The 21967-nt window shown below is 73.0% G+C and carries 16 protein-coding genes; 5 read left to right on the top strand and 11 right to left on the bottom strand.

All coding sequences use genetic code 11. The features are described from left to right. The first annotated feature begins 38 nt into the window (after positions 1-38). Positions 39-1229 (top strand): cytochrome P450, encoded by a 1191-nt coding sequence (locus HD596_RS65090; protein ID WP_313045802.1) that lies wholly within the window; start codon positions 39-41, stop codon positions 1227-1229. On the opposite strand, the gene HD596_RS37040 is transcribed toward HD596_RS65090, so the two are convergent. From HD596_RS37040 to pulA, 5 genes are all read right to left on the bottom strand, one after another. Continuing rightward, positions 1149-3305, bottom strand: a complete 2157-nt coding sequence (locus HD596_RS37040; protein WP_185074137.1) for a hypothetical protein — start codon at positions 3303-3305, stop codon at positions 1149-1151. The two genes, HD596_RS65090 and HD596_RS37040, sit on opposite strands and share 81 nt — an antisense overlap. A 62-nt stretch (positions 3306-3367) precedes the next feature. Beyond that, a complete protein-coding gene (locus HD596_RS37035; protein ID WP_185074136.1) occupies positions 3368-5599 on the bottom strand; it encodes a hypothetical protein in 2232 nt (743 codons plus the stop codon). A gap of 67 nt (positions 5600-5666) precedes the next feature. Beyond that, positions 5667-6389: a VIT1/CCC1 transporter family protein gene (locus tag HD596_RS37030; protein WP_313045799.1), complete on the bottom strand. Its 723-nt coding sequence runs from the start codon at positions 6387-6389 to the stop codon at positions 5667-5669. A 142-nt stretch (positions 6390-6531) separates the two neighbouring features. Further along, positions 6532-7113, bottom strand: a complete 582-nt coding sequence (locus HD596_RS37025; protein WP_185074134.1) for a hypothetical protein — start codon at positions 7111-7113, stop codon at positions 6532-6534. Positions 7114-7305: 192 nt separating this feature from the next. Then, a complete protein-coding gene (gene pulA, locus HD596_RS37020) occupies positions 7306-9846 on the bottom strand; it encodes a pullulanase-type alpha-1,6-glucosidase (protein ID WP_313045796.1) in 2541 nt (846 codons plus the stop codon). Positions 9847-10108: 262 nt separating this feature from the next. Between pulA and HD596_RS37015 the strand changes: the two genes are divergently transcribed. The 4 genes from HD596_RS37015 (at position 10109) to HD596_RS37000 (ending at position 14639) form a co-directional block, all read left to right on the top strand. Next, on the top strand, positions 10109-11392 hold the full coding sequence (locus HD596_RS37015) for an extracellular solute-binding protein (protein ID WP_185074133.1): 1284 nt from the start codon (positions 10109-10111) through the stop codon (positions 11390-11392). A 3-nt stretch (positions 11393-11395) separates the two neighbouring features. Then, on the top strand, positions 11396-12382 hold the full coding sequence (locus HD596_RS37010) for a carbohydrate ABC transporter permease (protein WP_185074132.1): 987 nt from the start codon (positions 11396-11398) through the stop codon (positions 12380-12382). Next, a complete protein-coding gene (locus HD596_RS37005) occupies positions 12379-13296 on the top strand; it encodes a sugar ABC transporter permease (protein ID WP_313045794.1) in 918 nt (305 codons plus the stop codon). Before HD596_RS37010 ends, HD596_RS37005 begins: the two co-directional genes overlap by 4 nt. 113 nt (positions 13297-13409) lie before the next feature. Beyond that, positions 13410-14639, top strand: a complete 1230-nt coding sequence (locus tag HD596_RS37000) for an MFS transporter (protein WP_185074131.1) — start codon at positions 13410-13412, stop codon at positions 14637-14639. Positions 14640-15512: 873 nt separating this feature from the next. Here the strand turns inward: HD596_RS37000 and HD596_RS36995 are convergent. The 6 genes from HD596_RS36995 to HD596_RS36970 all read right to left on the bottom strand — a co-directional run bounded on the left by HD596_RS36995 (position 15513) and on the right by HD596_RS36970 (position 21929). Further along, positions 15513-16139 carry a LysE family translocator gene (locus HD596_RS36995; protein WP_221520965.1) on the bottom strand — a complete coding sequence of 209 codons (627 nt, stop codon included), beginning with the start codon at positions 16137-16139 and terminating at the stop codon, positions 15513-15515. Positions 16140-16144: 5 nt separating this feature from the next. After that, positions 16145-16681: a cupin domain-containing protein gene (locus tag HD596_RS36990; RefSeq protein WP_185074130.1), complete on the bottom strand. Its 537-nt coding sequence runs from the start codon at positions 16679-16681 to the stop codon at positions 16145-16147. A gap of 1 nt (position 16682) precedes the next feature. Beyond that, a complete protein-coding gene (locus tag HD596_RS36985) occupies positions 16683-17033 on the bottom strand; it encodes a spore germination protein GerW family protein (protein WP_185074129.1) in 351 nt (116 codons plus the stop codon). A 53-nt stretch (positions 17034-17086) separates the two neighbouring features. Further along, the gene (zwf, locus tag HD596_RS36980; protein WP_185074128.1) at positions 17087-18490 is read right to left on the bottom strand and encodes a glucose-6-phosphate dehydrogenase; all 1404 of its coding nucleotides are present in this window, start codon (positions 18488-18490) and stop codon (positions 17087-17089) included. Position 18491: 1 nt separating this feature from the next. Continuing rightward, a complete protein-coding gene (pgi, locus tag HD596_RS36975) occupies positions 18492-20123 on the bottom strand; it encodes a glucose-6-phosphate isomerase (protein ID WP_185074127.1) in 1632 nt (543 codons plus the stop codon). A gap of 99 nt (positions 20124-20222) precedes the next feature. Continuing rightward, entirely contained in the window at positions 20223-21929 is a 1707-nt protein-coding gene (locus tag HD596_RS36970) for a dihydroxy-acid dehydratase (protein ID WP_185074126.1), read from the bottom strand. Between the last annotated feature and the right edge of the window lie 38 nt (positions 21930-21967).

Below are 21967 nucleotides of genomic sequence, written 5' to 3'. Positions count from 1 at the left end.
CTTGTCGGCCGTCCACCAGGGCTTGCAGGATGGTACGCGTGGATCGAGAGGCGCTCTACCGCGACCCGTATCCCGTCTACGCCCGGGCCCGCGCCGCGCCGGGGCTGACCTTCGTCGAGGAGCTGGACGCCTGGCTGGTGGCCCGGCACGCCGACGTGCGCGAGGTGCTGGGACGCCCGGACGACTTCTCCTCCAAGGGCGCGCTGCGGCCCGACGTGATCCCGGGCCCGCGGGCGTTCGCGGAGCTGGCGGGCGCGCCCGGCGGCGCCCCGGTGGTGCTGAGCACGGACGGCGAGGCGCACGCCCGCTACCGCCGGCCGCTCACCCGTGGCCTGTCCCCCGCCAAGGTGGCGGCGGTGCTGCCGTTCGTGCGGGCGACGGCGGGAGAGTTGGTCGCGTCGTTCGCCAGGGCGGGGCACGTGGAGTGGATGTCCGCGTACGCCAGGCCGCTCCCGGCCGCCGTGATCGGCCACCTGCTCGGCCTCGACCCGGCCGACGTGCCCGGCGCGATCCGGGCCGGCAACCGGGCCGAGGACCTGCTGTTCACGCCGATGTCAGAGGACGACCAGGTCGCCGCGGCCCGCGAGGTGGCCGCGCTGCGGCACCTGCTCGCGGCGCACGCGGCCAGGTCGAGGACCGCCGGGAGCCTGACCGGCGAGCTGTCGCGCGGCCTGGCCCCCGGCCCCGGCGAGCCGACGCCGGAGCAGCACGACGAGATCGTGGCCAACACGCAGAACGTCATGCTGGCCGGCCACCTGACCACGACCGCCCTGCTCGGCACCGTCGTGCACCGCCTGCTGCGCGAGCGCGACCAGTGGGAGCTGCTGTGCGAGCGGCCGGAGCTGGCGGGCGCGGCGATCGAGGAGGCGGCCCGGTACGAGGCGCCCGTGCAGGGCTTCCGCCGCACCGTCACCAGGCCGCTGGAGCTCGCGGGCACCGCGCTCGGCGAGGGCGAGACGGTGTTCGTGTCGTTCGGCTCGGCCGGGCGGGACGAGGCGGTGTTCGAGCGGCCGGACGAGTTCGACATCGCGCGGGAGCCGGTGCGGCACCTGTCGTTCGGCCACGGCGTGCACGGCTGCCCGGGCGCGCTGCTGGCCCGCGAGCAGCTCAAGGTCACCCTCGAGCTGCTCGTACGCGAGCTGCCCGGCCTACGTCTCGCCGGCGAGGACGTCGTCATGGCGGCCACGCTCATCCACCGGGCCCCCGAGGAGCTCCACCTCTGCTGGTGAGTCCGGCTCCCCCGCCGAGCGCACGCCCGCGTGCAGCACCAGCGGCACGGCCAGCGCGACCGCCATGGACAGCACGGCCGTGCCCGAGTCGTTGACCAGCATGCCGACCACGCCGCTGACCAGCGCCCCGACGAGCCCGGCCCGCAGCATGGGCGCCCGCGCGAACGCCTTCGGCACGATGCCCGCGCTGATCTGCCCGGGCCGCAGCACCGCGAAGATCAGGAACGCCAGGCCGGCCAGCACGATCGGCATGAGGTTCGGGGAGAGCATGGTGTTGAGCATGGCGCCCAGCTTCCGCCCGATCATGGGCAGGAACGTCCCGTCGATCACCTGCCCCACGAACCGCCCCAGGTGGGTCTGCGAGGCGGGCGGGCGCAGGTGGTCGAGCACCGCGATGATCGACACCGCCACCCCGCCCAGCGCGCAGAACGCGGCCAGCTTCACCACCGACACCCGCTTGCCCGCGACGAGCAGCGCGGTCACCGCGATGCCCGGCACGAACGCGATCACGCCGCCGAAGTCGCTGCCCACGCCGGGCCAGCCCGCCAGCAGCATCGCCACCACGCCGAGCCCCGTCACCCCGGCCACGGCCAGCCGCTTGCGGCCGACGCGGACGAAGTGCTCGGCGGCCACGGCGGTGACCATCAGCACGGCCGTGGCCAGCAGCGCGAACGGGATGTTGGCCAGCCCGTAGTAGCGGCCGCCGACCACGGCGGTGTAGCCCATCAGGCTGTTGAACTGCAGCGTCGTCCCGGTCAGCAGGTCGCCCACGAGCACGGCGGCGGTGGTCGCCGCGACGGCCGCGGGCGGCCCCAGCGGGTGGCGCCGCCACGGGCCGCCCAGCGCGACGGCCGCGATGAGCGCGGTGCTCGCCAGCACCCCGCCGATCAGCGTCGGCACGGGGTACGGGCTGCGCTCCCACGGCACCAGGTTGACCGCGTACGTGGAGACGGGAATGGAGGCGAGCACGATGGCGGCCACGCCGATCGCGCCCAGCCGCCTGCGCCTGGACAGCAGGAAGTAGGCCAGGGCGTAGAAGGCGACCTGGACGATGGCGAAGGCGGTGAAGAAGACGCCGGTCGTGCCGCGCACGGCGGTGCCCTTCAGGTCGGCCCTGCGCAGGTCGTCGATCGTGGTCCGCTCGCCCAGCTGCCACGGCAGCCCGATCACGGTGGAGGGCGGGGCGATGCCCAGCGCGTTGAGGAGCGTGGGCGTGATGTCGGGCAGCACGACGATGTCCGCGCGCCGGGTCGAGTTGGCCCCCACCGACGGCCCGGCGACCTGCCCGCCACCAGGGCCGCCCGGCGCGGCCGCCATGCCCGGGCGCTGCCACATCGCCACGCGCAGGTGCGGCACCGAGCCGTGGTCGCCGATCCCGGCCAGCACGATCTCGGTGCCCGGGGGCAGCTTGTCCAGCGCCGCGCCGACCTTGGCGTCGGCCTCGCGGACCAGGGCGCGCCGCCGCTCCGGCGCGAGCAGCTCGGGCTCCAGCGGCAGCTTGCCGTCCACGATGTACGGCTTCACCAGCACGTCGACGTCCACCGCCAGCATCCGGCAGCGCGACCAGTCGGCCAGCCCGGCGGGCTCGGCGGCGTACAGGTCGACCTTGCCCGTCCGGTCGGCGAGGGCCAGCGCCGCGCCGGGCCCGACGGCGGCCGTGCACTGCCCGGCGGCGTGCACGGCGGTCCCCAGCGTGCCCGCGTAGGCCCCGTCGCGCAGCTGCAGCAGCCCGGGGACCTCGGAGACCACGGCCCCGGACTCCTGCGCGACCGGCTCGGGCGGCATCCCGCACCGGCGCCCGACCGCCGAGCGCACGCCGGACGCCACGGTCAGCCACCCGTCGTACGCGCAGGTCACGGTGCCCACGGCCTTGACCGACAGGGACCCGATCCCGCTCTGCCCGGCCAGCCGCCACAGGCGCGGCGTGTCCGCCGGGTCGAGATCGTCCCACATCAGCCCCGGCACCCCGATGAACGCCACCCGCCCTCCGGCGTCCTCCCGCGCCGCCTGAGGCGACGCCGCCTGGGCAGGCGGGGCGGCCCACCACACGGCGGACGACACCAGGAGCAACAGCACCCACCTCACCGACCAACCCCCGCTCTTGTTGGAAACGTGCGAAACCCTACCGGGCCGGGGGCTCAGGCGAAGGGCTTCGCGACGATCAATCGGCTCAGCGCCTCGTCGTACTCCGGATCGAGCCAGTAGTCCGTGTGCCAGCGGGCCTCCGGCAGGGGCTCGCCGGGGGCGGCCCGGTGCGGGTCCCAGCAGAACACGTCCACTCCGTTCGGGGGGCCGTCCGGGGATGACCGGGGGGCCAGGGGGTCCACGCGGCCGAAGACGGGCCCGCCGATGGGGTCGCTCAGCCGGTAGAGGTTGTACCAGGGGACGGCGTCGCGTACGGCCGACAGCCCGGCGGTGCCGAAGTAGGCGGGGAAGAAGGCGGCATACAGGCGGCGCAGCGGCGAGCCGTGGGTGAGCATCCTGACCCGGGCCCGCAGCTCGGGCTTGAGCTGGAGCACTAAGGCGGCGGTGATGACGCTCCCCTGACTGTGCCCGGAGAGGACCACCTTGTCCTGGGAGGTTTTGACGAGCCTGTCCACGCGGTCGATCAGCTCGGGAATGACGCGTTCGGTGTAGCACGGCGGGGCCAGCGGGTGGATGGCGCGGGGCCAGAAGGTGGAGATGTCCCAGAGGATCCCGATCGTCCGGCGCAGCCCGGAGTCGCTGTACGTGCGGCGGCCGAGGAAGACCAGGCCCACGATGACCGCCGCCATGGCCCAGCTGCCGAGGGTGGCAAGCAGTCCCACGATCCCGCCGTTCGGGGTGAACAGGTGGAACTGGTAGATCACGGTCACCACGGCGAACCCGGCGACGCCGATCCCGGTCAGCACGCCCAGCACGAGCCCGGCGCGGTCGGTCAGGGCGGCGAGCGCCCACTTCCCGGCCACCGCGCCGCCGTCGCGCTCGCCGTAGAGGGGCGTCAGCTCGGGGGTCAGCCGGCCGGCGTCGGATCCGCGGATCGCGTACAGGGCGGCGGCCAGACCGGCGAAACCGACGGCCAGCAGCGGCACCAGCGCGGCCGTCCACCACACCGGGTCGTCGAGGTAGAGCTTCCTGCCGGCCGGCTCCGGGGAGGCGGAGGTGCCCGGGACGCCGAAGAACGTGGCGGTCCAGAACAGCAGGCCGAGCGCCAGCACGTTCGCGCTGCCCGCGGCCACCATCAGCACGAACCAGGCGGCGATCCCGCCCATCGCCCGGGGCTCGCCGGAGGCGCGGTCCATCCAGGCCAGCACGCAGGTGGCGACCAGGATGAACGCCCCGATCCCGACCGTGAGCGCGAACTGGAACGCCCCCACCCCCACGCCGGGCAGCTGCCGTCCGGGCGCGCCCGGACCCATCCCGGCCAGCGCCGCCCCGAGCGTGGCCAGGCACGCCAGCGGCGCGAGCACGCGCAGCGCCCGGCACGCGAACGTGAGCCAGTCCGGGATCCGCTCGTCCGAGCCGGGATCCAGCCGCCGGGCGATCCCCGGCAGCACGACCAGCACCGCGGCGGCCAGCTCCACGGCCGCGTTCGCGACGGTCAGGGCGAGGCCCAGCGGGGTGCCCGCGAACGGCGCGGCCACGGCCACCCCGATCGAGGCGATCGCGAAACAGACGTGCACGACCCGCAGCCGCCACACGGGCGCGTCGCCGTGCCACAGGCGGGGGCGGGCCAGCGGCAGCTCGGTGTCGTCGCCGCCGCCGGGCGGCACGGCCGTGCGCTCGTCCCGCTGCCAGGTGCGCCGGGCGATCCACCACAGCACCACCACGACCAGCAGCGGGACCAGCGCGGTGACCGCCAGCCGCCGGGACGGCTCGTTGCCCCACAGCGCGCCCAGCCAGTGCACCCACACGGGCGCGGTGTCGTAGGTGCAGGCCCGCCCGGCCGCGGTGCACTGCCAGCCGACGAGGTCCACACCGGCCCGCGTGACGCCCCCGACGAGGGTGCCGGTCAGCAGCAGGGCGAACAGCCGCTGCGCCGCCTCGGTCACGTGCCGCAGGCCCGTGCCGCGCGCGGGTCTGGGGAGCATGAAGTACGACAGGTTCGCCAGCGCGAACGGCAGCAGGAGCAGCCAGAGGGCGATCGTCTTACCGCCGGAGGTGAGGCCGCCCCACGCGTACGCCTCCCGGTGGCGGGAGTCCGGCACGTCCGCGTGCTCGCCGTCCGGCGGCCCGTCGGTCCACCAGCGCCGGTAGAACCCGGTGGTGCCGTCGCCCGCGACGATCCAGGGGTGGGGGTGGTTCAGCATGCCCTCGGGGGGTGTGCCGGAGACGCCGTGGACGCGCAGCTCGGTCACTCCCGAGCGGGTCTCGTCGAGGAATCCGTCCATGCCGACATGATCCGCCCAGGGGCTCATCACGTACAGTCACGAGAGTGTCACACGTTCGGCGCAGGCCCTACGAGACGGTGACGCCCAGGAGATGCCCGAGCCCGAACGTCACGGCGGCGGCCGCCACGCCCAGCGCGAGCTGGCGCAGCCCGCCCAGCCACCACGGCCGCGCGGTCATGCGCGCCACCGCCGCCCCGAACCCGAACAGCGCCAGCACGCTCACGATCATGGCGACGACCAGCCCGGACGCGCCGAACAGGAACGGCACCAGCGGCACCAGCGCCCCGGCTGCGAACGCGCAGAACGACGACGCGGCGGCCACGTACGGCGAGGGCAGGTCGTCGACGTCCACGCCCAGCTCCTCCCGCACGTGCACCCGCAGGGCCTGCTCGGGATCGGCCGACAGCCCCTCGGCCACCCGCCGCGCGAGGTCCTCGTCGAGCCCCTTCGCCCGGTACATCGCCGCCAGCTCCGCCTGCTCGCCCTCGGGATTGCGGGCCAGCTCCCGCCGCTCGACGGCGATCTCCGCCCGCATCAGCTCGGTCTGGGACTTCACCGAGGTGTACTCGCCGGCCGCCATGGAGCAGGCACCCGCGATCAGCCCCGCGACCCCGGCCACCACGGCGCCGCGCCCGGCGCCGGCCGCGCCCACGACCCCGGCGATCAACGCGAGGTTGGACACCAGCCCGTCCATCGCCCCGAAGACGGCCGGCCGCAACCACCCACCGGTGACGTCACGGTGGCTGTGGTGCTTCTCCGGCGAATAAGGGTGAGTCAGCTCAATAGTCACGGAAAACGCCTCCATTCCCAATATTTCATTGGAAATGTAGGCATAGGTCACCAAGATCCGCAACGAAGGAGAGGCTTCCCTGACCTGCGAAGAAGCCCGATCACGGGCGGCGCCCGGCACCCGGGCGCCGCCCGTGAACCGGTCAGGCGTGCACCGGGGCCGGAGCGGTGCGCTCCGGGGTGCGGATGAGGGTGACGCAGTCGTCGATCGCCTCTTCCAGCAGGCGGCGCAGCAGCGCGTCCGGGTCGGTGATGCAGGCCTGGACGATGCCGACCACCGACAGCTGCACCGCGTTCGGCGCCGCGTACCGGCGGAAGCCCTTCTGCGTGATCCGGGCCGCGCGGCTGAAGCGCCGGGCCTGCTCGGCCGCGTGCGGCACCTCCTCCATCGCCCGGCGGCTCTGCTCGCCGAGCCGTCCCGACGGGGCCCCTTCGAGCCTGGCGAGCATCTCCTCGGCCGCGAGCACCGACACCGCCAGCGCGAGCTGGCGCTCGGCCGCCGCCACCGGCAGGGCCGTCGTGGCGCAGCGCAGCGCGATGCGGGCGTCCACCCTCAGGTCGTCGCTGGTCAGGCCGATGATGGTCGGGACGAGGTGGACGAGCTGGGCGCGGCTTTCGTCGCTGGTGTTGTCGTTGACCAGGCGGGCGAGTGCGGCCAGCAACGGGTGGGTGCAGGCCGGGTGGTCGCTCCACCGCTCTCCGGCCAGGTAGGAGGCCAGTTCCATGAAACAGGCACCGCGTTTCGGATTGCGATGTCTGCCGCGGGACAGGACCGGCATGTGATCAAGGTGATTGTCCACGGGTGCTCCACTGCTCCACGCGATCGCCGTCCATCCAGTTTGCGCTGTCGCGATCGCCAACGCCAGTGATGTACGTTCTTCGTCCTGAATGTTCCCCCTACCCGAGCCGTCCCACCTCTATCCTGGGTGGGTTTTGGCCACGAACACCGCCACCGTACGGGCCGGGACCGTGAGCGTGCCGGTGTCCGGATCGAACGCGGACTCCCGGACGACCGGATCGACGGAGACGGCCTGCACGGGATGCAGCGCCACCGCGCGCCCCGCCAGCCGTTCCATCGGCTGGGCCTGCGTGGCCGGGGTGGCGTTGAAGACCACGGTGACCGACGACCAGCGCGGGTCCAGCCCGGACGTGTCCACGTGCATCGCGATCACGCCGTCCGCCGAGTCGGCGAACGTCAGCCGCTCGCGCACCTCGGCTCCCAGCGCGAAAGCCGGCGACGAGGCCCGGATCCGCAGCAGCTCCCCGAACCCGGCCCGGCACGCGCCGATCGCGGCGCAGCCGGGGACAAGGGCCGGGTCCGCCAGCAGCGGCCCGGCGTAGGGCCACCTGGACTCGTTGTCGGCCCTGGGCGGCAGCCCGCCGCCGAACCCGTTGCCCAGCGAGCAGTCCCACAGCAGCCGGTTGAACCAGTCGCCGGAGTCGAAGGAGTTGCGGTCGAGGGACTTCGAGCGCAGCCGCTCGCTGCCCGCGTGCACGAACGCCGCCCCCTGCGCCAGCAGCACGGTGGCCAGCGACAGCACCTGCATGCGCACCCGGTCGGCCATCGGCGTCGACTGCGGCAGCTTGTACGCCAGCGCGTCGAACAGCGTCTCGTTGTCGTGCGCGTCCACGTACGTCACCGTCTCGCCCGGCTCGGCCGCGTACCCGGCGGGTGCGCCGTTGTAGTCGATCTCCGAGCCCTTCTTCCCGGAGGGCAGCACGTAGTCGCGCAGGTTGCCGGCCAGCCCGAGCTTGATCAGGTCGGTGTAGCCGGCCAGCCGGGCCCGCTGCTGCTCGGCCGTGCCGTTGGCCGGGGAGCCGTTCGGCGCGCCCGCCAGGCCCGAGCCGAACCCCTGCACGCGCGGGTCGGCGTCGAACGGGGTGCCGCCGCGCACCGCGTCCCGCAGCCGGTCGGTGAACGTGCCGATGCCGGTCCCGGCCAGGTTGGCCTGCGTGGCCTGCTCGAACCTGGCCCCGTCGGCCACCTCGCCGAAGTTCCAGCCCTCGCCGTACAGGATGATCGATCTGCCGTCCACGCCGTCCCTGTCCACGGTCAGCCCGTCGAGGGCGCGGCGGACGGCGAGGAGGTTGGCCTTCGGGTGGTGGCCCATGAGGTCGAAGCGGAAGCCGTCGATCTTGTACTGGCGGGCCCAGGTGACGACCGAGTCGACCACCAGCCGGCCCATCATCGTGTGCTCGGGCGCGGTGTTGGGGCAGCAGGTGGAGTCGGCGACCGCGCCGTCCGCCAGCAGGCGGTGGTAGTAGCCGGGCACGATCGGGTCGAGCACGCCGGTGGAGTGGGTGTGGTTGTAGACGACGTCCATCACCACGCGCAGCCCGGCCCCGTTGAGCGCGGCGACCATGGCGCGAAACTCCTTGATCCGCTCGTCGGGGTCCGTCGCGTACGAGCCCTCGGGCACGGTGTAGTGCAGCGGGTCGTACCCCCAGTTGAAGGAGTCGGTCGCGGCCGTGCGCGCCACGCACTCCTGCTGCCGCCGCGAGTCGGGCGGCAGCGCGGCGAAGTCGCAGGCGGGCTCGGTCCTGTCGGCCCTGCGCTCGGGCACCGTGGCGAAGTCGAACACCGGCAGCAGGTGCACGTGTGTCAGCCCCTCCGCAGCCAGCGCCCGCAGCTCCCGCGTCCCGGCGGAGTCGAGGCCGAAGGCCGCGTACGTGCCGCGCAGCCCGGCCGGGACGGTGGCGTCGGAGGCGGAGAAGTCGCGCACGTGCAGCTCGTAGATCGTCGCCCGGTGCTGGGGGACGGCCGGGGGCTTGGCGAGCCGGTCCCAGCCGGGCGGCTTGAGCGCGGGGCTGTCGAGATTGACGAGCCTGCTGCGGCCGCCGTCCGGGGTCACGTCCAGGCCGTACGGGTCCGTGACCTCGTTCGTCCCCGAGTGGAGCGTGACCAGGAACGTGTACTCGCGGCCCCACCAGGTCGGCCGCCCGCGTACCGACCAGACGCCGGTCTCGTCGTCGCGCCGCATCGGGTGCACGCTCCGGCCGGGCCCGTGACTGGGCCCGTGAGTGGGCCTGTGAGTGGGCCCGTACAGGGCCAGCTCGACCTTGCGGGCGGTCGGCGCCCACAGCGACAGCCTCGGGATCACCCGCCCCCTGGGGCCGAGCGGCGCGGTGGCGGCTCCGGCGTAGAGGTCGTCGAGCACGCCGGGCAGCTGCACGCCCGTCGCCGCCACCAGCTCGCCCGAGCCGTCCCGCGCCAGGGCCAGGACCCGCTCGCGCAGCGCCTCGCGGACGAGGCCGGCGTCGCGCGGGTCCACCTTCAGCGCGGTGTACGACGCCAGGTGCGGCCACGCGTCCCGCTGCTCGTCGCTCAGCGTCCCGGGCGACAGCCGGATGACCCGCTCGGCCCCGCACGCCAGGGTGTGCTCGAACGACGGGTCGACCTGCCACGCCACCGTGTCGCGGTCGATCCAGTGGGCCCTCGCCTCGCCCTCGCGGATCACGACGCCTTGCAACCCTTTCTGGAAATTTCTGCAACCGCTGGGACCGCCCCCTGACCGGAAGGCCGGCGGACGCGCGGCGGGCAGGGCTCCACCATAGGAGATCACCTGCGAATACGTCGGGGAACACGCGGCCCTGCGGGCGGTCCGGGCAATCCGTGGATCAAGGTAACAACTTGCAAAAGCTTACGTACCCATCTTTCAAGGAGCGTCACCTCGGCGTAACGTCCGGCGTGTTCCCCCTCCGAAAGATGAGGAGAAGGACATGCGACGACTCTTACCCGCCGCAGCGGTCGTTGCGGCGCTCGCCCTGGCGGCCTCCGCCTGCGGCGGTGGGAACGCGGCAGGCCCCACCGCGACCGTTTCCGATCCGTCGAAGGTCAGCGGCGAGATCACGTGGTGGGACACCACGCGGCCGGACAGCGAGGGGCCGACGTTCCAGGCGTTGATCAAGGCGTTCGAGGCGAAGTATCCCCAGGTCAAGGTCAAGTACGTGAACGTGCCCTCCGACCAGGCCCAGGGGCAGTTCCAGACCGCCGCGCAGGCGGGGGCGGGGGCGCCGGACGTGATCCGCTCGGAGGTGGCCTGGACCTCGCAGTTCGCGTCGCTGGGGTACCTGCAGCCGCTGGACGGCACGCGGGCGGTGGACAACGAGGCCGACTTCCTGCCAGGGCCGCTGAGCAGCACCAAGTACAACGGCAAGACCTACGCCGTGCCGCAGGTCACCGACACCCTCGCGCTGCTCTACAACAAGCGGCTGCTGAAGGAGGCGGGGCACGAGGAGGCGCCGAAGACGATCGCCGAGCTGAAGCAGACCGCGCTCGACGTCAAGGCCAAGACCGGCGCCGAGGGGCTGGCGCTCAACGTCGACTCCTACTTCCTGCTGCCGTTCATCTACGGCGAGGGCGGCGACCTGCTCGACGTGGCCAACAAGAAGATCGTGGTGAACTCGCCGGCGAACGTGCGGGCGGTCCAGACCGTGGCCGACCTGATCAGCTCGGGCGCCGCGCCCAAGCCCGCCACGACGGAGAGTTACGCCAACGCGATGACCGCCCTCAAGGAGGGCAAGGCGGCGATGATCTACAACGGGCCGTGGTCGTTGTCGGAGATCTACCAGGGCAAGGAGTTCAAGGACAGGACGAACCTGGGCATCGCGCCGGTCCCGGCCGGCTCGGTCAAGGCCGGGGCCCCGACGGGCGGGTGGAACCTGGCGATCTACGCGGGCTCGAAGAACATCCCGGCCGCCTACGAGTTCGTCCGCTTCATGACCACGGTGGAGGCCCAGGCGAAGATCGCCAAGGAGATCAGCCTGCTGCCGACCCGTACCTCCGCGTACGCCGACCCCGACGTGAAGGGCAACTCCGACGTCGTGGTCTTCAAGCCGATCATGGACACCGCCGTGCCGCGGCCCTGGATCCCCGAGGGCGGGCAGCTGTTCCAGCCGCTGCTGGAGGGCTACCAGTCGCTCGTGGGCGGCAAGTCCGCGCCCGCCGACATGCTCAAGAAGGTCGACGAGCAGTACCACGGGATCATGAAGGACTGGAGCTGACCGGTGGCGGTCTCGACCGGACGGGTGGCGGCCGCGGGCGAGGGGGCTCGCGGCCGTCACGACAGGCCAGGACCGTTACGGCGCGCGCTGTCGGCCCACTGGTACGCGTGGGCGATGATCGCGCCGGTGGTGGTCGTGATGGCGGTGCTGATCGGCTGGCCGCTGGCGCGCGGGGTGTACCTGTCGCTGACAGACGCCACCGAGGCGAACATCGGCCGGACCATCGGGGTGAACGTCATCCCGGCCACCTACGAGTTCGTCGGCCTGGACAACTACGTGCAGATCCTGACCTCCAGCCTGTTCTGGGACAAGCTCGCCTGGACCGTCGCGTGGACGGTGGTCTGCGTGGGCCTGCACTACGGCATCGGCCTCGGCCTGGCCGTGATGCTCAACCGCCGGCTGCGCCTCCGCTCCGTCTACCGCGTGCTGCTGATCCTGCCCTGGGCGGTGCCCGCCTTCGTGGCCGCCTTCGTCTGGCGTTACCTGTACAACAGCGACTACGGCGTGATCAACGGCCTGCTGAAGGCGGCCGGGCTGCCCGCGGTGGGCTGGCTGGACGACCCGACCACGGCCAAGATCGCGGTGATCGCGGTGAACGTGTGGATCGGGGTGCCGTTCATGATGGTCGCCATGCTCGGCGGCCTGCAGTCGATCCCGGGCGAGCTGTACGAGGCGGCCGAGGTGGACGGGGCGAACGCGTGGCAGCGGTTCCGGGCGATCACGCTCCCGGGGCTGCGCCAGGTGTCGTCCACGGTGATCCTGCTCGGCACGATCTGGACGTTCAACATGTTCCCGATCATCTTCCTGGTGACGCGGGGCGGCCCCGGCAGCGAGACCGAGATCCTGGTCACCTACGCCTTCCGCGAGGCCTTCACCGGCGTGCGGAACTACGCGGGCTCGGCCGCCTGGGGCGTGATCATCCTCCTCATGCTGGTGGTGCTGGCGGTCGGCTACCGCCGCACGTTGCGTAGTCAAGGAGACCCCTGGTGAGCACGACGACGCACGGGCAGGGGCAGGGGCACGGGCACGGGCCCGGACCGGGACCCGGGCAAGGGCACGGGCCGGGGCGGGGGCGGGGCGAGCGGGGCCCGCTGGCCTCGATCGGCCTGCACGCGGGCCTGCTGCTCGCCGTGGCCATCTCGCTGTTCCCGGTCGTGTGGCTGGTGCTGACCTCGCTCAAGCCGCGCGACAGCTGGCTGTCGGCGGAGCTGCGGCTCTTCGACCACTCCTCGCTCGACAACTACGTCCGCGTGCTGACCGCGACCGAGTTCCCGCAGTGGCTGCTCAACAGCGTGCTCACCGCCGGTCTGACCATGCTGGCCGGGGTGTTCCTGGCGGCGACCACCGGGTACGCCGTCAGCCGGTTCCGCTTCCCCGGGCACCGCTCCGTCATGTGGCTGCTGCTGATCACCCAGATGTTCCCGGTGGCCATCCTCATCGTGCCGCTCTATAACCTGATGGCCGGATTGGGGCTGCTCAACCAGATCCCGGGGCTGGTGATCGCGTACATGACGATCTCCGTGCCGTTCTGCGCCTGGATGATGAAGAGCTACTTCGACACGGTGCCGGTGGAGATCGACCAGGCGGCGATGGTGGACGGGCTGACCCCGTTCGGCACGTTCTGGCGGGTGGTGTTGCCGCTGGCGCGGCCGGGGATCGCGGTGACCGCGTTCTACTGCTTCATGACCGCCTGGGGCGAGGTCGGCTACGCCACCGTGTTCATGTCCCAGGAGGACAAGCGGACCCTGGGGGTCGGGCTGCAGCAGTTCGTCGGCCAGCACTGGTCCGACTGGGGGCTGATGACCGCCTCGGCCGTGCTCATCGCCATCCCGGCGGGCGCCGTCTTCCTGCTCGTCCAGCGCCACCTCATCACCGGCCTCACCGCCGGCGCGACGAAGTCCTGAGGATGGCCTGAATCTTTCGCATAGTGGCTCACCGGCCACTGTTGAGGTCAGGCAGCGCGGACAATAATTGCAGACGCCGCATAAACGCGGATGCACTGCAATGGAGGTTTGTCATGCCTGTCGGGCTTCTCGCCCTGGCACTCGGGGGTTTCGGCATCGGGCTCACCGAGTTCGGGATCATCGGCCTGCTGCCCGAGGTCGCGGCGGACTTCGGCGTCAGCGAGCCGGTCGCCGGATATCTGGTCTCGGGTTACGCGCTGAGCGTGGCCGTCGGCGCCATCGGGCTGACCGCGGCCATCGCCCGGTTCGACCGCAAGAAGGTGCTGCTGGCGCTGATGGTGCTGTTCGTCGCGGGCAACCTGATCTCCGCGATCGCGCCGGTCTACCCGGCGCTGATGGCGGGCAGGGTCGTGGCGGCGCTGTGCCACGGCGCGTTCTTCGGCGTCGGCTCGGTGGTCGCCGCCGACATGGTCGCGCCGAACCGGCGGGCCGGCGCCATCGCGCTGATGTTCGCCGGGCTGACCGCGGCCAACGTGCTCGGGGTCCCGCTGGGCACGCTGCTCGGCCAGCAGCTCGGCTGGCGCTCGACGTTCTGGGCGATCACGGTCATCGGCGTGGTCGCGCTGGCCGGGATCCGGCTGCTGGTGCCGCCGACGCCGGCGCCGTCCGGGACGAGCCTGCGCGGCGAGCTGGGGGCGTTCCGCCGGCCGCAGGTCTGGGTCTCCGCCGCGGTCACCGTGCTCGCCTTCGGCGGCATGTTCGGCGCGTTCACCTACATCGCGTTCACGCTCACCGAGGTCAGCGGGTTCGCCGCCGCCACGGTGCCCTGGCTGCTGGTGCTGTTCGGGGCCGGTACGTTCGCGGGCAACTTCCTCGGCGGCAAGCTCGCCGACCGGGCGCTGAACACGTCGCTGGCCGCGATCCTGGCACTGCTCACCGCGGTGCTCGCGGTGTTCGCGCTGACCGCGCAGAGCAAGGTCATGACGATCGTCTCGCTGCTGCTGATGGGCGCGGTCGGCCTGGCCACCGCGCCCGGGCTGCAGCTGCGGATCATGCGGTACGCCCAGGACGCGCCCACGATGGCCTCCGGCGCCAACATCGCGGCCTTCAACGTCGGCAACGCGCTGGGCGCCTGGCTGAGCGGGCTCGCCCTGGGGGCCGGCTTCGGGTTCGTCTCACCGCTCTGGGTCGGCGCCGGGATCACCCTGGTCGGCCTCGCCGTCCTGCTGGCCGGATCGGCCCTATCCACCCACCGGCCGCCACACGCCACCGACTCCCCGGCCCGGGAGACGCCGCCTGCCGGATCCAGCACGCCTGCCCGCCAGCAGGTGGCACAGCCGTAGAGGACCCAGCGAGCGGGGCGAGACGTGGCGGGCGGAGTGAAACCCGGCGGGCGCGGGGAAACCCAGCGGGCACGGTGAAACCGGACGCGGCGAAACTCGGCGGACGCGGCGAAACCCAGCGGGCACGGTGAAACCCGGCGGACGCGGCGAAACCCGGCGGACGCGGTGGGAGCAGGCGAGCGGGGCGAGACGCGGGGCATCCGGCCTGGGCCGTCACCCCAGCCGTCCCAGAGGCGCAGGCACCGGTCGAGGGCGCGGACACGCAACCCCCGTCGCCGCCGGATGCCGCCGGGTACCGCGGGGCCACGGGACCGCCGGGACGGGCCGAAGCCGCGGGGCCGCAACCGCCCGCCCCGGAACCGCCGGGCCGAGACCGCCCGCCCGGAAGCGCTGGGCGGGGCCGCCGGGACGGGGCCGGGACGCCGTGACGGGCCGGGGCCCCTACCGGGAAGGGGCCGAGCCGAGGCGAGACCGCCGGGCCCCGACCGCCGGGGCTGCGACCGCTGGCCGAGACCGCCCGCCCGGGGCCGCGTCCGCCGGAACGGGGCCGGCGCCGGGACAGGGCCGGGACAGGGCCGGGACAGGGCCGGGACAGGGCCGGGACAGGGCCGGGACAGGGCCGGGGCCGGGCCGGGGCCGGGGCCGGGACAGGGCCGGGGCCGGGACAGGGCCGGGGCCGGGACAGGGCCGGGGCCGGGACAGGGCCGGGGCCGGGACAGGGCCGGGGCCGCCGGGACGGGGCCGCCGGGACGGGGCCGCCGGGACGGGGCCGCCGGGACGGGGCCGGGACCGTGGACGAGGCCCGCGCCGGGACGGGGCCCGAGACGCGGAGAGCGAGACCCGGAGACCGAGACGCGGAGGTCGTGAGGGTGGTTATGGGCGGGTGGTGGCGGCCAGTTTGATGCCGAGGGTGATGAGGGCGGCGCCGGTCAGGCCGTCCACGGCGCGGCGCACGGCCGGCCGGGCGAACACCCTGCGCAGCGTGCCCACCACGTTGGCCACCACCAGGAACCACGCGACCGTCCCCATCAGCGCGATCACCGACAGCAGCAGGGTCTCCCCCATCGAGGCCCCCGAGCCGACGAACTGCGGTACCAGGGCCACGAAGAACAGCGCCGCCTTGGGGTTGAGCACGTTGGTCAGCAGCCCCTCGGTGAAAGCGGCCGCGGCGCCGCTCCGCCCCGGATCGGGCAGGTCCAGTTCCAGCTCTCCGCCCGTGCGCAGGGCGGAGCGCAGCGCGCGGGCCCCGAGGTAGAGCAGGTAGGCCGCCCCGGCCACCTTCACCACGGTGAAGGCCGTCGCCGAGGCCGCCAGCAGCGCCGCGATGCCGGTGGTGGAGGCCACCACCCAGACGAACACGCCCACGGCGATGCCCGTCGCGGCCGCCATGCCGTGCAGGCGGCCGGACACGGCGGAGCGGCGGACGACGACCGCGAAGTCGGGGCCGGGCGACATCGCCCCGAGCAGCACGATTCCCCCGAAGCCCACGAACTGCGTCATAGATGTCACGGCGTCCACCTTACGAGGACCCGCCCCTCGGGGATCAAGGCCGACCGCTCCCACGTCCAGGTCGGCACGGTGATCATCTCGGCGGGGTCGCCGAGGGAGACGGGCGTGTCCAGCAGGACGGAGTGCGGGGTGAGCCGCAGGCCGCCCTCCGGGATGACGACGCCCTCCAGGGGCGTGCGCAGGCTCGGGCCGTCCGGCTCGTCCAGGTCGCTGGGCACCCAGGTGTCCTCGCCGGCGAAGGCCGTGAACGCCAGCGCGCCGCCGGGGGCCGCGCCGGAGTAGCGCAGCGTCCCGGCGGGCAGCCAGCCGTGGTGCCCGGCCGCGTACGTGATGCCGGAGACGGACAGCTCGCCCTCCAGCAGCACGAACTCCTCCCCCGCCAGGTAGTGGCCGCGCTGGGGCCGGGCCCAGCCGGGCGGGAAGCGGACGAGCGAGGACATGCCGTCCAGCCGGGCCCGGCGCACCGGCAGGTTGGAGCCCGGGATCAGGAAGTCGCGGGTGGGCAGCTCCGCGTCGAGCAGGTCGATCAGCACGTCAGCGCCTGCGCCGCCGCTTCTTGAGGATGGAGCGGACGGTCAGCGCCGCCACGATCAGCACGATCTGGCCGCCGAGCACGATGCGGTTGACGTCGACGGCGGGCCGCCAGCTGACGTCGCCGTCCTTCAGCACGAACACGCCCGCGGGCGTGGCGCTGAAGCCGAAGCCGCCGCCGCTGCCCCCGCCCTCGCCGCTCTCCCCTTTGCCCCGTCCGTCCCCGCCGCCGCCCCCTTGGACGACCCGGGCGACCGGGATGACGATGACGTCGCCCTGCTGGACGGGCTCGCCGAAGACGCGCTTGACGGTCGCGGCGTCCTTTGCCTGCTCGACCACCTTCATGATGTCCATCCCACCATCGTCAACCACAGCTCGCCCCTCTGGCCACCGGCGCCGCTCCCGCGTCAGTCGAACGTCGTCGAGATCTCGTGCCAGCCGCCCGGTGCGATCTTCGCGGCCGGCTCGGGCCCCCAGGAGCCCAGCTCGTACGGCAGCGGCCGCTCCGGCAGGTCGAGCACCCGCCGGACGATCCGCCACGACTCCTCCACCAGGTCGAACCTGGCGAAGCGCCGCGGGTCGCCGCTGACGGCGTCGGCCAGCACGCGCTCGTAGGCGGCCTCCATCGGCCCGAGCACCTTGGTGAAGTCGACGCTGACCGGCACCGGCCTGGTGTGCTGCTTGCCCGGCTCCTTGGCCAGCAGGTCGAAGGTGACCCCGGCGTCCGGCTGGAGCCGGAACCTGATGAGGTTGGGGCCGGGAGGCGCGTCGCCGCCGTGGAACATCGTCACCGGCGGCTTGCGCAGCTCGGCGACGATCTCCAGGTCGGTGGTCGGCAGCCCCTTGCCGGAGCGGATGCACCAGGGCACGCCGGCCCAGCGCCAGTTGTCGATGTAGGCGCGCAGGGCGACGAACGTCTCGGTGGTGGAATCGGGCCGCACGCCGTCGGTGCCGAGGTAGCCGGTGTACTGGCCGCGTACGACGTCGGCGGGGTCGATGGCCTGCACGGCGCGCAGCACCCGCCACTTCTCGTCGAGCTGGGCGCGGGCGTCGGTGGACGGCGGCGGGTCCATGGCGAGGATGGCCAGCAGCTGCAGCAGGTGATTCTGCACCACGTCGCGGACCGTGCCGTTGGCGTCGTAGAAGGCGCCGCGGTCGCGCACGTCGAAGTCCTCGGCCATGGTGATCTGGACGCTGCGGATGTGGCTGCGGTTCCAGATGGGCTCCAGCAGCGTGTTGGCGAACCGGAACACCATGAGGTCCTCGACCGGCTCCTTGGCCAGGAAGTGGTCGACCCGCCGCACGTGGTCCTCGTCGAAGTGCTTGAGCAGCTCCTCGTTGAGCTCGCGGGCCGAGGTGAGGTCGTGGCCGAACGGCTTCTCCACGACGAGCCGGGCGTCGTGGTTGAGCCCGGCCCCGGCCAGCCCCTCGGCGACCGTGGCGAACAGCGACGGCGGCACCGCGAGGTAGTGGACGAGGAAGCCCTTGCCCGCCACCTCCTCGCGGAGCCTGGCGAACGTCTCGGGGTCGCGGTAGTCGCCGGCGACCAGCCTCAGGTTGCCCGCGAGCTTGTCGAAGGCCGCGTCGTGCACGCCGCCGACGGCCTGGCGGGCGTGCTCGCGCAGCCCGTCGAGGTCGAGGTCGGTCTTGGCCACGCAGATGATGGGCAGGTCGAGCCGGCTGTCGGCGGTCAGGCGGTAGAGGGCGGGCAGGATCATCTTGCGCGAGAGGTCGCCGGTGACGCCGAACAGCACCAGCGCCTCCGCCCGCTCCGCGCCCCGCCTGTGCTCGGTCCCGGAGGCGTGGCGCATGTCAGGCACGCCTTCCGCGCAGCTCGCGGTATTTCCGCACGAGCTGTTCGGTGGAGGCGTCGGGGAGCTCGGTGGGCGGCTCCTCGGAGGTGAGCGCGGGCGCCAGGTCGAGCGCCATCTTCTTGCCCAGCTCGACCCCCCACTGGTCGAAGGAGTCGACCCCCCAGATCGTGCCCTCGACGAAGACGATGTGCTCGTAGAGCGCGACGAGCTGGCCCAGCGTCGAGGGGGTCAGCTTCGGCGCGAGGATCGTGGAGGTGGGCCGGTTGCCGGGCATCACCTTGTGCGGCACGATCTCGGGCGGCGTGCCCTCGGCGGCGATCTCCTCGGCCGTCTTGCCGAAGGCCAGCGCCGAGGTCTGGGCGAGGAGGTTGGCGGTGAGCTGGTCGTGCATGCCCTCGCGGTCCTCGAACGGCTCGGCGAAGCCGATGAAGTCGGCCGGCACGAGCCGGGTGCCCTGGTGGAGGAGCTGGTAGAAGGCGTGCTGGCCGTTGGTGCCGGGCTCGCCCCAGAAGATCTCGCCGGTGGCGGCCGCGACGGGGGTGCCGTCGGCGCGCACGGACTTGCCGTTGGACTCCATCGTGAGCTGCTGCAGGTAGGCGGGGAAGCGGTGCAGGCGCTGGCTGTAGGGCAGCACGGCGCGGGTCTCGGCGCCGAAGAAGTCGGTGTACCAGATCCCGAGCAGGCCCATCAGCACCGGCATGTTGGCCTCGAACGGGGCGGTGCGGAAGTGCTCGTCGATGGTGTGGAAGCCGGCCAGCATCTCGCGGAACCGCTCGGGACCGATCGCGATCATCAGGGACAGGCCGATGGCACCGTCGTAGGAGTAGCGGCCGCCGACCCAGTCCCAGAAGCCGAACATGTTGTCGGTGTCGATGCCGAACTCGGCGACCTTGGCGGCGTTGGTGGAGACGGCCACGAAGTGCTTGGACACCGCGTCCTCGCCCAGCGCCTCGACCAGCCAGCCGCGCGCGACGCGGGCGTTGGTGAGCGTCTCGAGCGTGGTGAACGTCTTGGAGCTGACCACGAACAGCGTGGTCGCGGGGTCGAGGCCGGCGAGGTTGCCGGTGATGTCGGCCGGGTCGATGTTGGAGACGAACCTGGCCGCCACGCCCGCGTCGGCGTAGTCGCGCAGCGCCTCGTAGGCCATGGCGGGGCCGAGGTCGGAGCCGCCGATGCCGATGTTGACCACGGTCTCGATGGGCTTGCCGGTGGCGCCCTTCCACTCCTTGGACCTGACCCGGTCGGCGAAGGCGCTCATCTTCTCTAGCACGGCGTGCACGTCGGCGACCACGTCCTGCCCGTCCACGACCAGCTCGGCGGCGCGCGGCAGGCGGAGGGCGACGTGCAGGACGGCGCGGTCCTCGCTGACGTTGATGTGCTCGCCGCCGAACATCGCGGCGATCCGCTCGCGCAGCCCCGCCCGCTCGGCCAGGGCCACCAGCAGGTCGATCGTCTCGCCGGTGGCGCGCTGCTTGGCGTAGTCGAGGAAGAGGTCGCCGGCGGTCACGGTCATGCGCCCGGCGCGGCCCGGATCCTCCGCGAACAGCTCCCGCAGCCGCCTGCCCGCCAGCTCCTCATGGTGCTTGCCGAGAGCCGCCCACTCCTGGCTCTGGGTGATGTCGCCGTTCACGCTTCCTCCTCGTGTCGCCAAACCGGATCACCATTGTCCCTGCCAACCGCGTACCCACGGGGCTTCATTCCGCGCACGGCGGAGCGGAGTTTTTGCGGCTCAGTGGGATTCGCGGCCCACGTGGTCGCCGCTGGAGCCGACGAGGAAGTCGAGGTCGGCGCCCCGGTCGGCCTGGGTGACGTGCTCGACGTAGAGCCGCTCCCAGCCGCGTACGGGCCGGGCGTGCCCGATCGTCACCGGCTGCCTGGCGGCCAGCTCGGCGTCGGGGAGGTCCACGTCGAGCCGCCGGGCGGCCACGTCGAGCACGATCGGGTCGCCGGTGCGCACCTTCGCCAGCGGGCCGCCGGCCGCCGCCTCGGGCGCGGCGTGCAGGACGACCGTGCCGTACGCGGTGCCGCTCATGCGGGCGTCGCTGATGCGCACCATGTCGCGCACGCCCTTCTCCAGCAGCCTGGCGGGCAGCGGCAGGTTGCCCACCTCGGGCATGCCGGGGTAGCCCTTGGGGCCGCAGCCGCGCAGGACGAGCACCGAGGTCTCGTCGATGTCGAGGTCGGGCGAGTCGAGGCGGGCGTACACGTCCTCGATGCTGTCGAAGACGACGGCCCGGCCGCGGTGGCGCAGCAGCTCGGGCGAGGCGGCGGCGGGCTTGATCACCGCGCCGCCGGGGGCGAGGTTCCCGCGCAGGACGGCGATGCCGGCGTCGGGCAGCAGCGGGTCGGAGCGGCGCCTGATGACGCTCTCGTCCCAGATCTCCGCCCCGGCGAGGTGCTCGACGAGCGGGCGGCCCGTGACGGTGATCGCCTGCGGGTCGAGCAGGTCCTCGACCTCCTTGAGCACGGCCGCGAGGCCGCCCGCCCGGAACAGGTCGTCCATCAGGTGGCGCCCGGCGGGCTGGAGGTCCACGAGCAGCGGCACCCCGGCGCCGGTGCGGTCGAAGTCGTCCAGGGTGAGGTCCACGCCGAGCCGGCCCGCGACGGCCAGCAGGTGGACGACGGCGTTGGTGGAGCCGCCGACGGCGGCCAGGGTCACGATGGCGTTGAGGAACGAGGCCCTGGTCATGACCTGGCTGGGGCGGCGGCCCTGGAGGACGAGGTCCACGGCCAGGCGGCCGGTCTCGTGGGAGCGTTCGAGCAGGCGGCTGTCGGGGGCGGGGGTGCCGGCGGTGCCGGGGATCGTCATGCCGAGGGCCTCGGCCATGCAGGCCATGGTGGAGGCGGTGCCCATGGTGTTGCAGTGGCCGCGGCTGCGGATCATGGACGACTCCGACCGCAGGAACGCCTCCCGCGACAGCGTGCCCGCGCGTACCTCCTCGCTGAGGCGCCACACGTCGGTGCCGCAGCCGAGCGGCGCGCCGCGGAAGTGCCCCGTCAGCATGGGGCCGCCGGGCATCACGACGGCGGGCAGGTCCACGGAGGCGGCGGCCATGAGCAGCGACGGGATGGTCTTGTCGCACCCGCCGAGCAGCACCACGCCGTCGATGGGGTTGGCGCGCAGCATCTCCTCGGTGGCCATGGCGGCCAGGTTGCGCCAGAGCATGGCGGTCGGGCGCACGTTCGTCTCGCCCAGGGAGACGACCGGCAGGTTGAGCGGCACGCCGCCGGCCTCCCAGACGCCGTTGGCGACGCTGCCGGCGACCTCGTTCAGGTGGGAGTTGCAGGGGGTGAGGTCGGAGGCGGTGTTGGCGATCGCGATGTGCGGCTTGCCGCCCTCGAACGCCTCGCGGGGCAGGCCGCGCCGCATCCATGCCCGATGGATGTAGGAGTTGCGGTCGTTCCCCGAGTACCAGCGCGAACTCCTGAATGCCATATTCGGCACCTTATCCGTCGTTTGGGGGATTTAGCGCG

The sequence above is a fragment of the Nonomuraea jabiensis genome (genome assembly GCF_014204795.1).
In the GTDB taxonomy this organism is placed as follows: Bacteria; Actinomycetota; Actinomycetes; order Streptosporangiales; family Streptosporangiaceae; genus Nonomuraea; species Nonomuraea jabiensis.
Note: the sequence above shows the minus strand (reverse complement) of the source record. Positions and strands in the feature narration are given on the sequence as shown.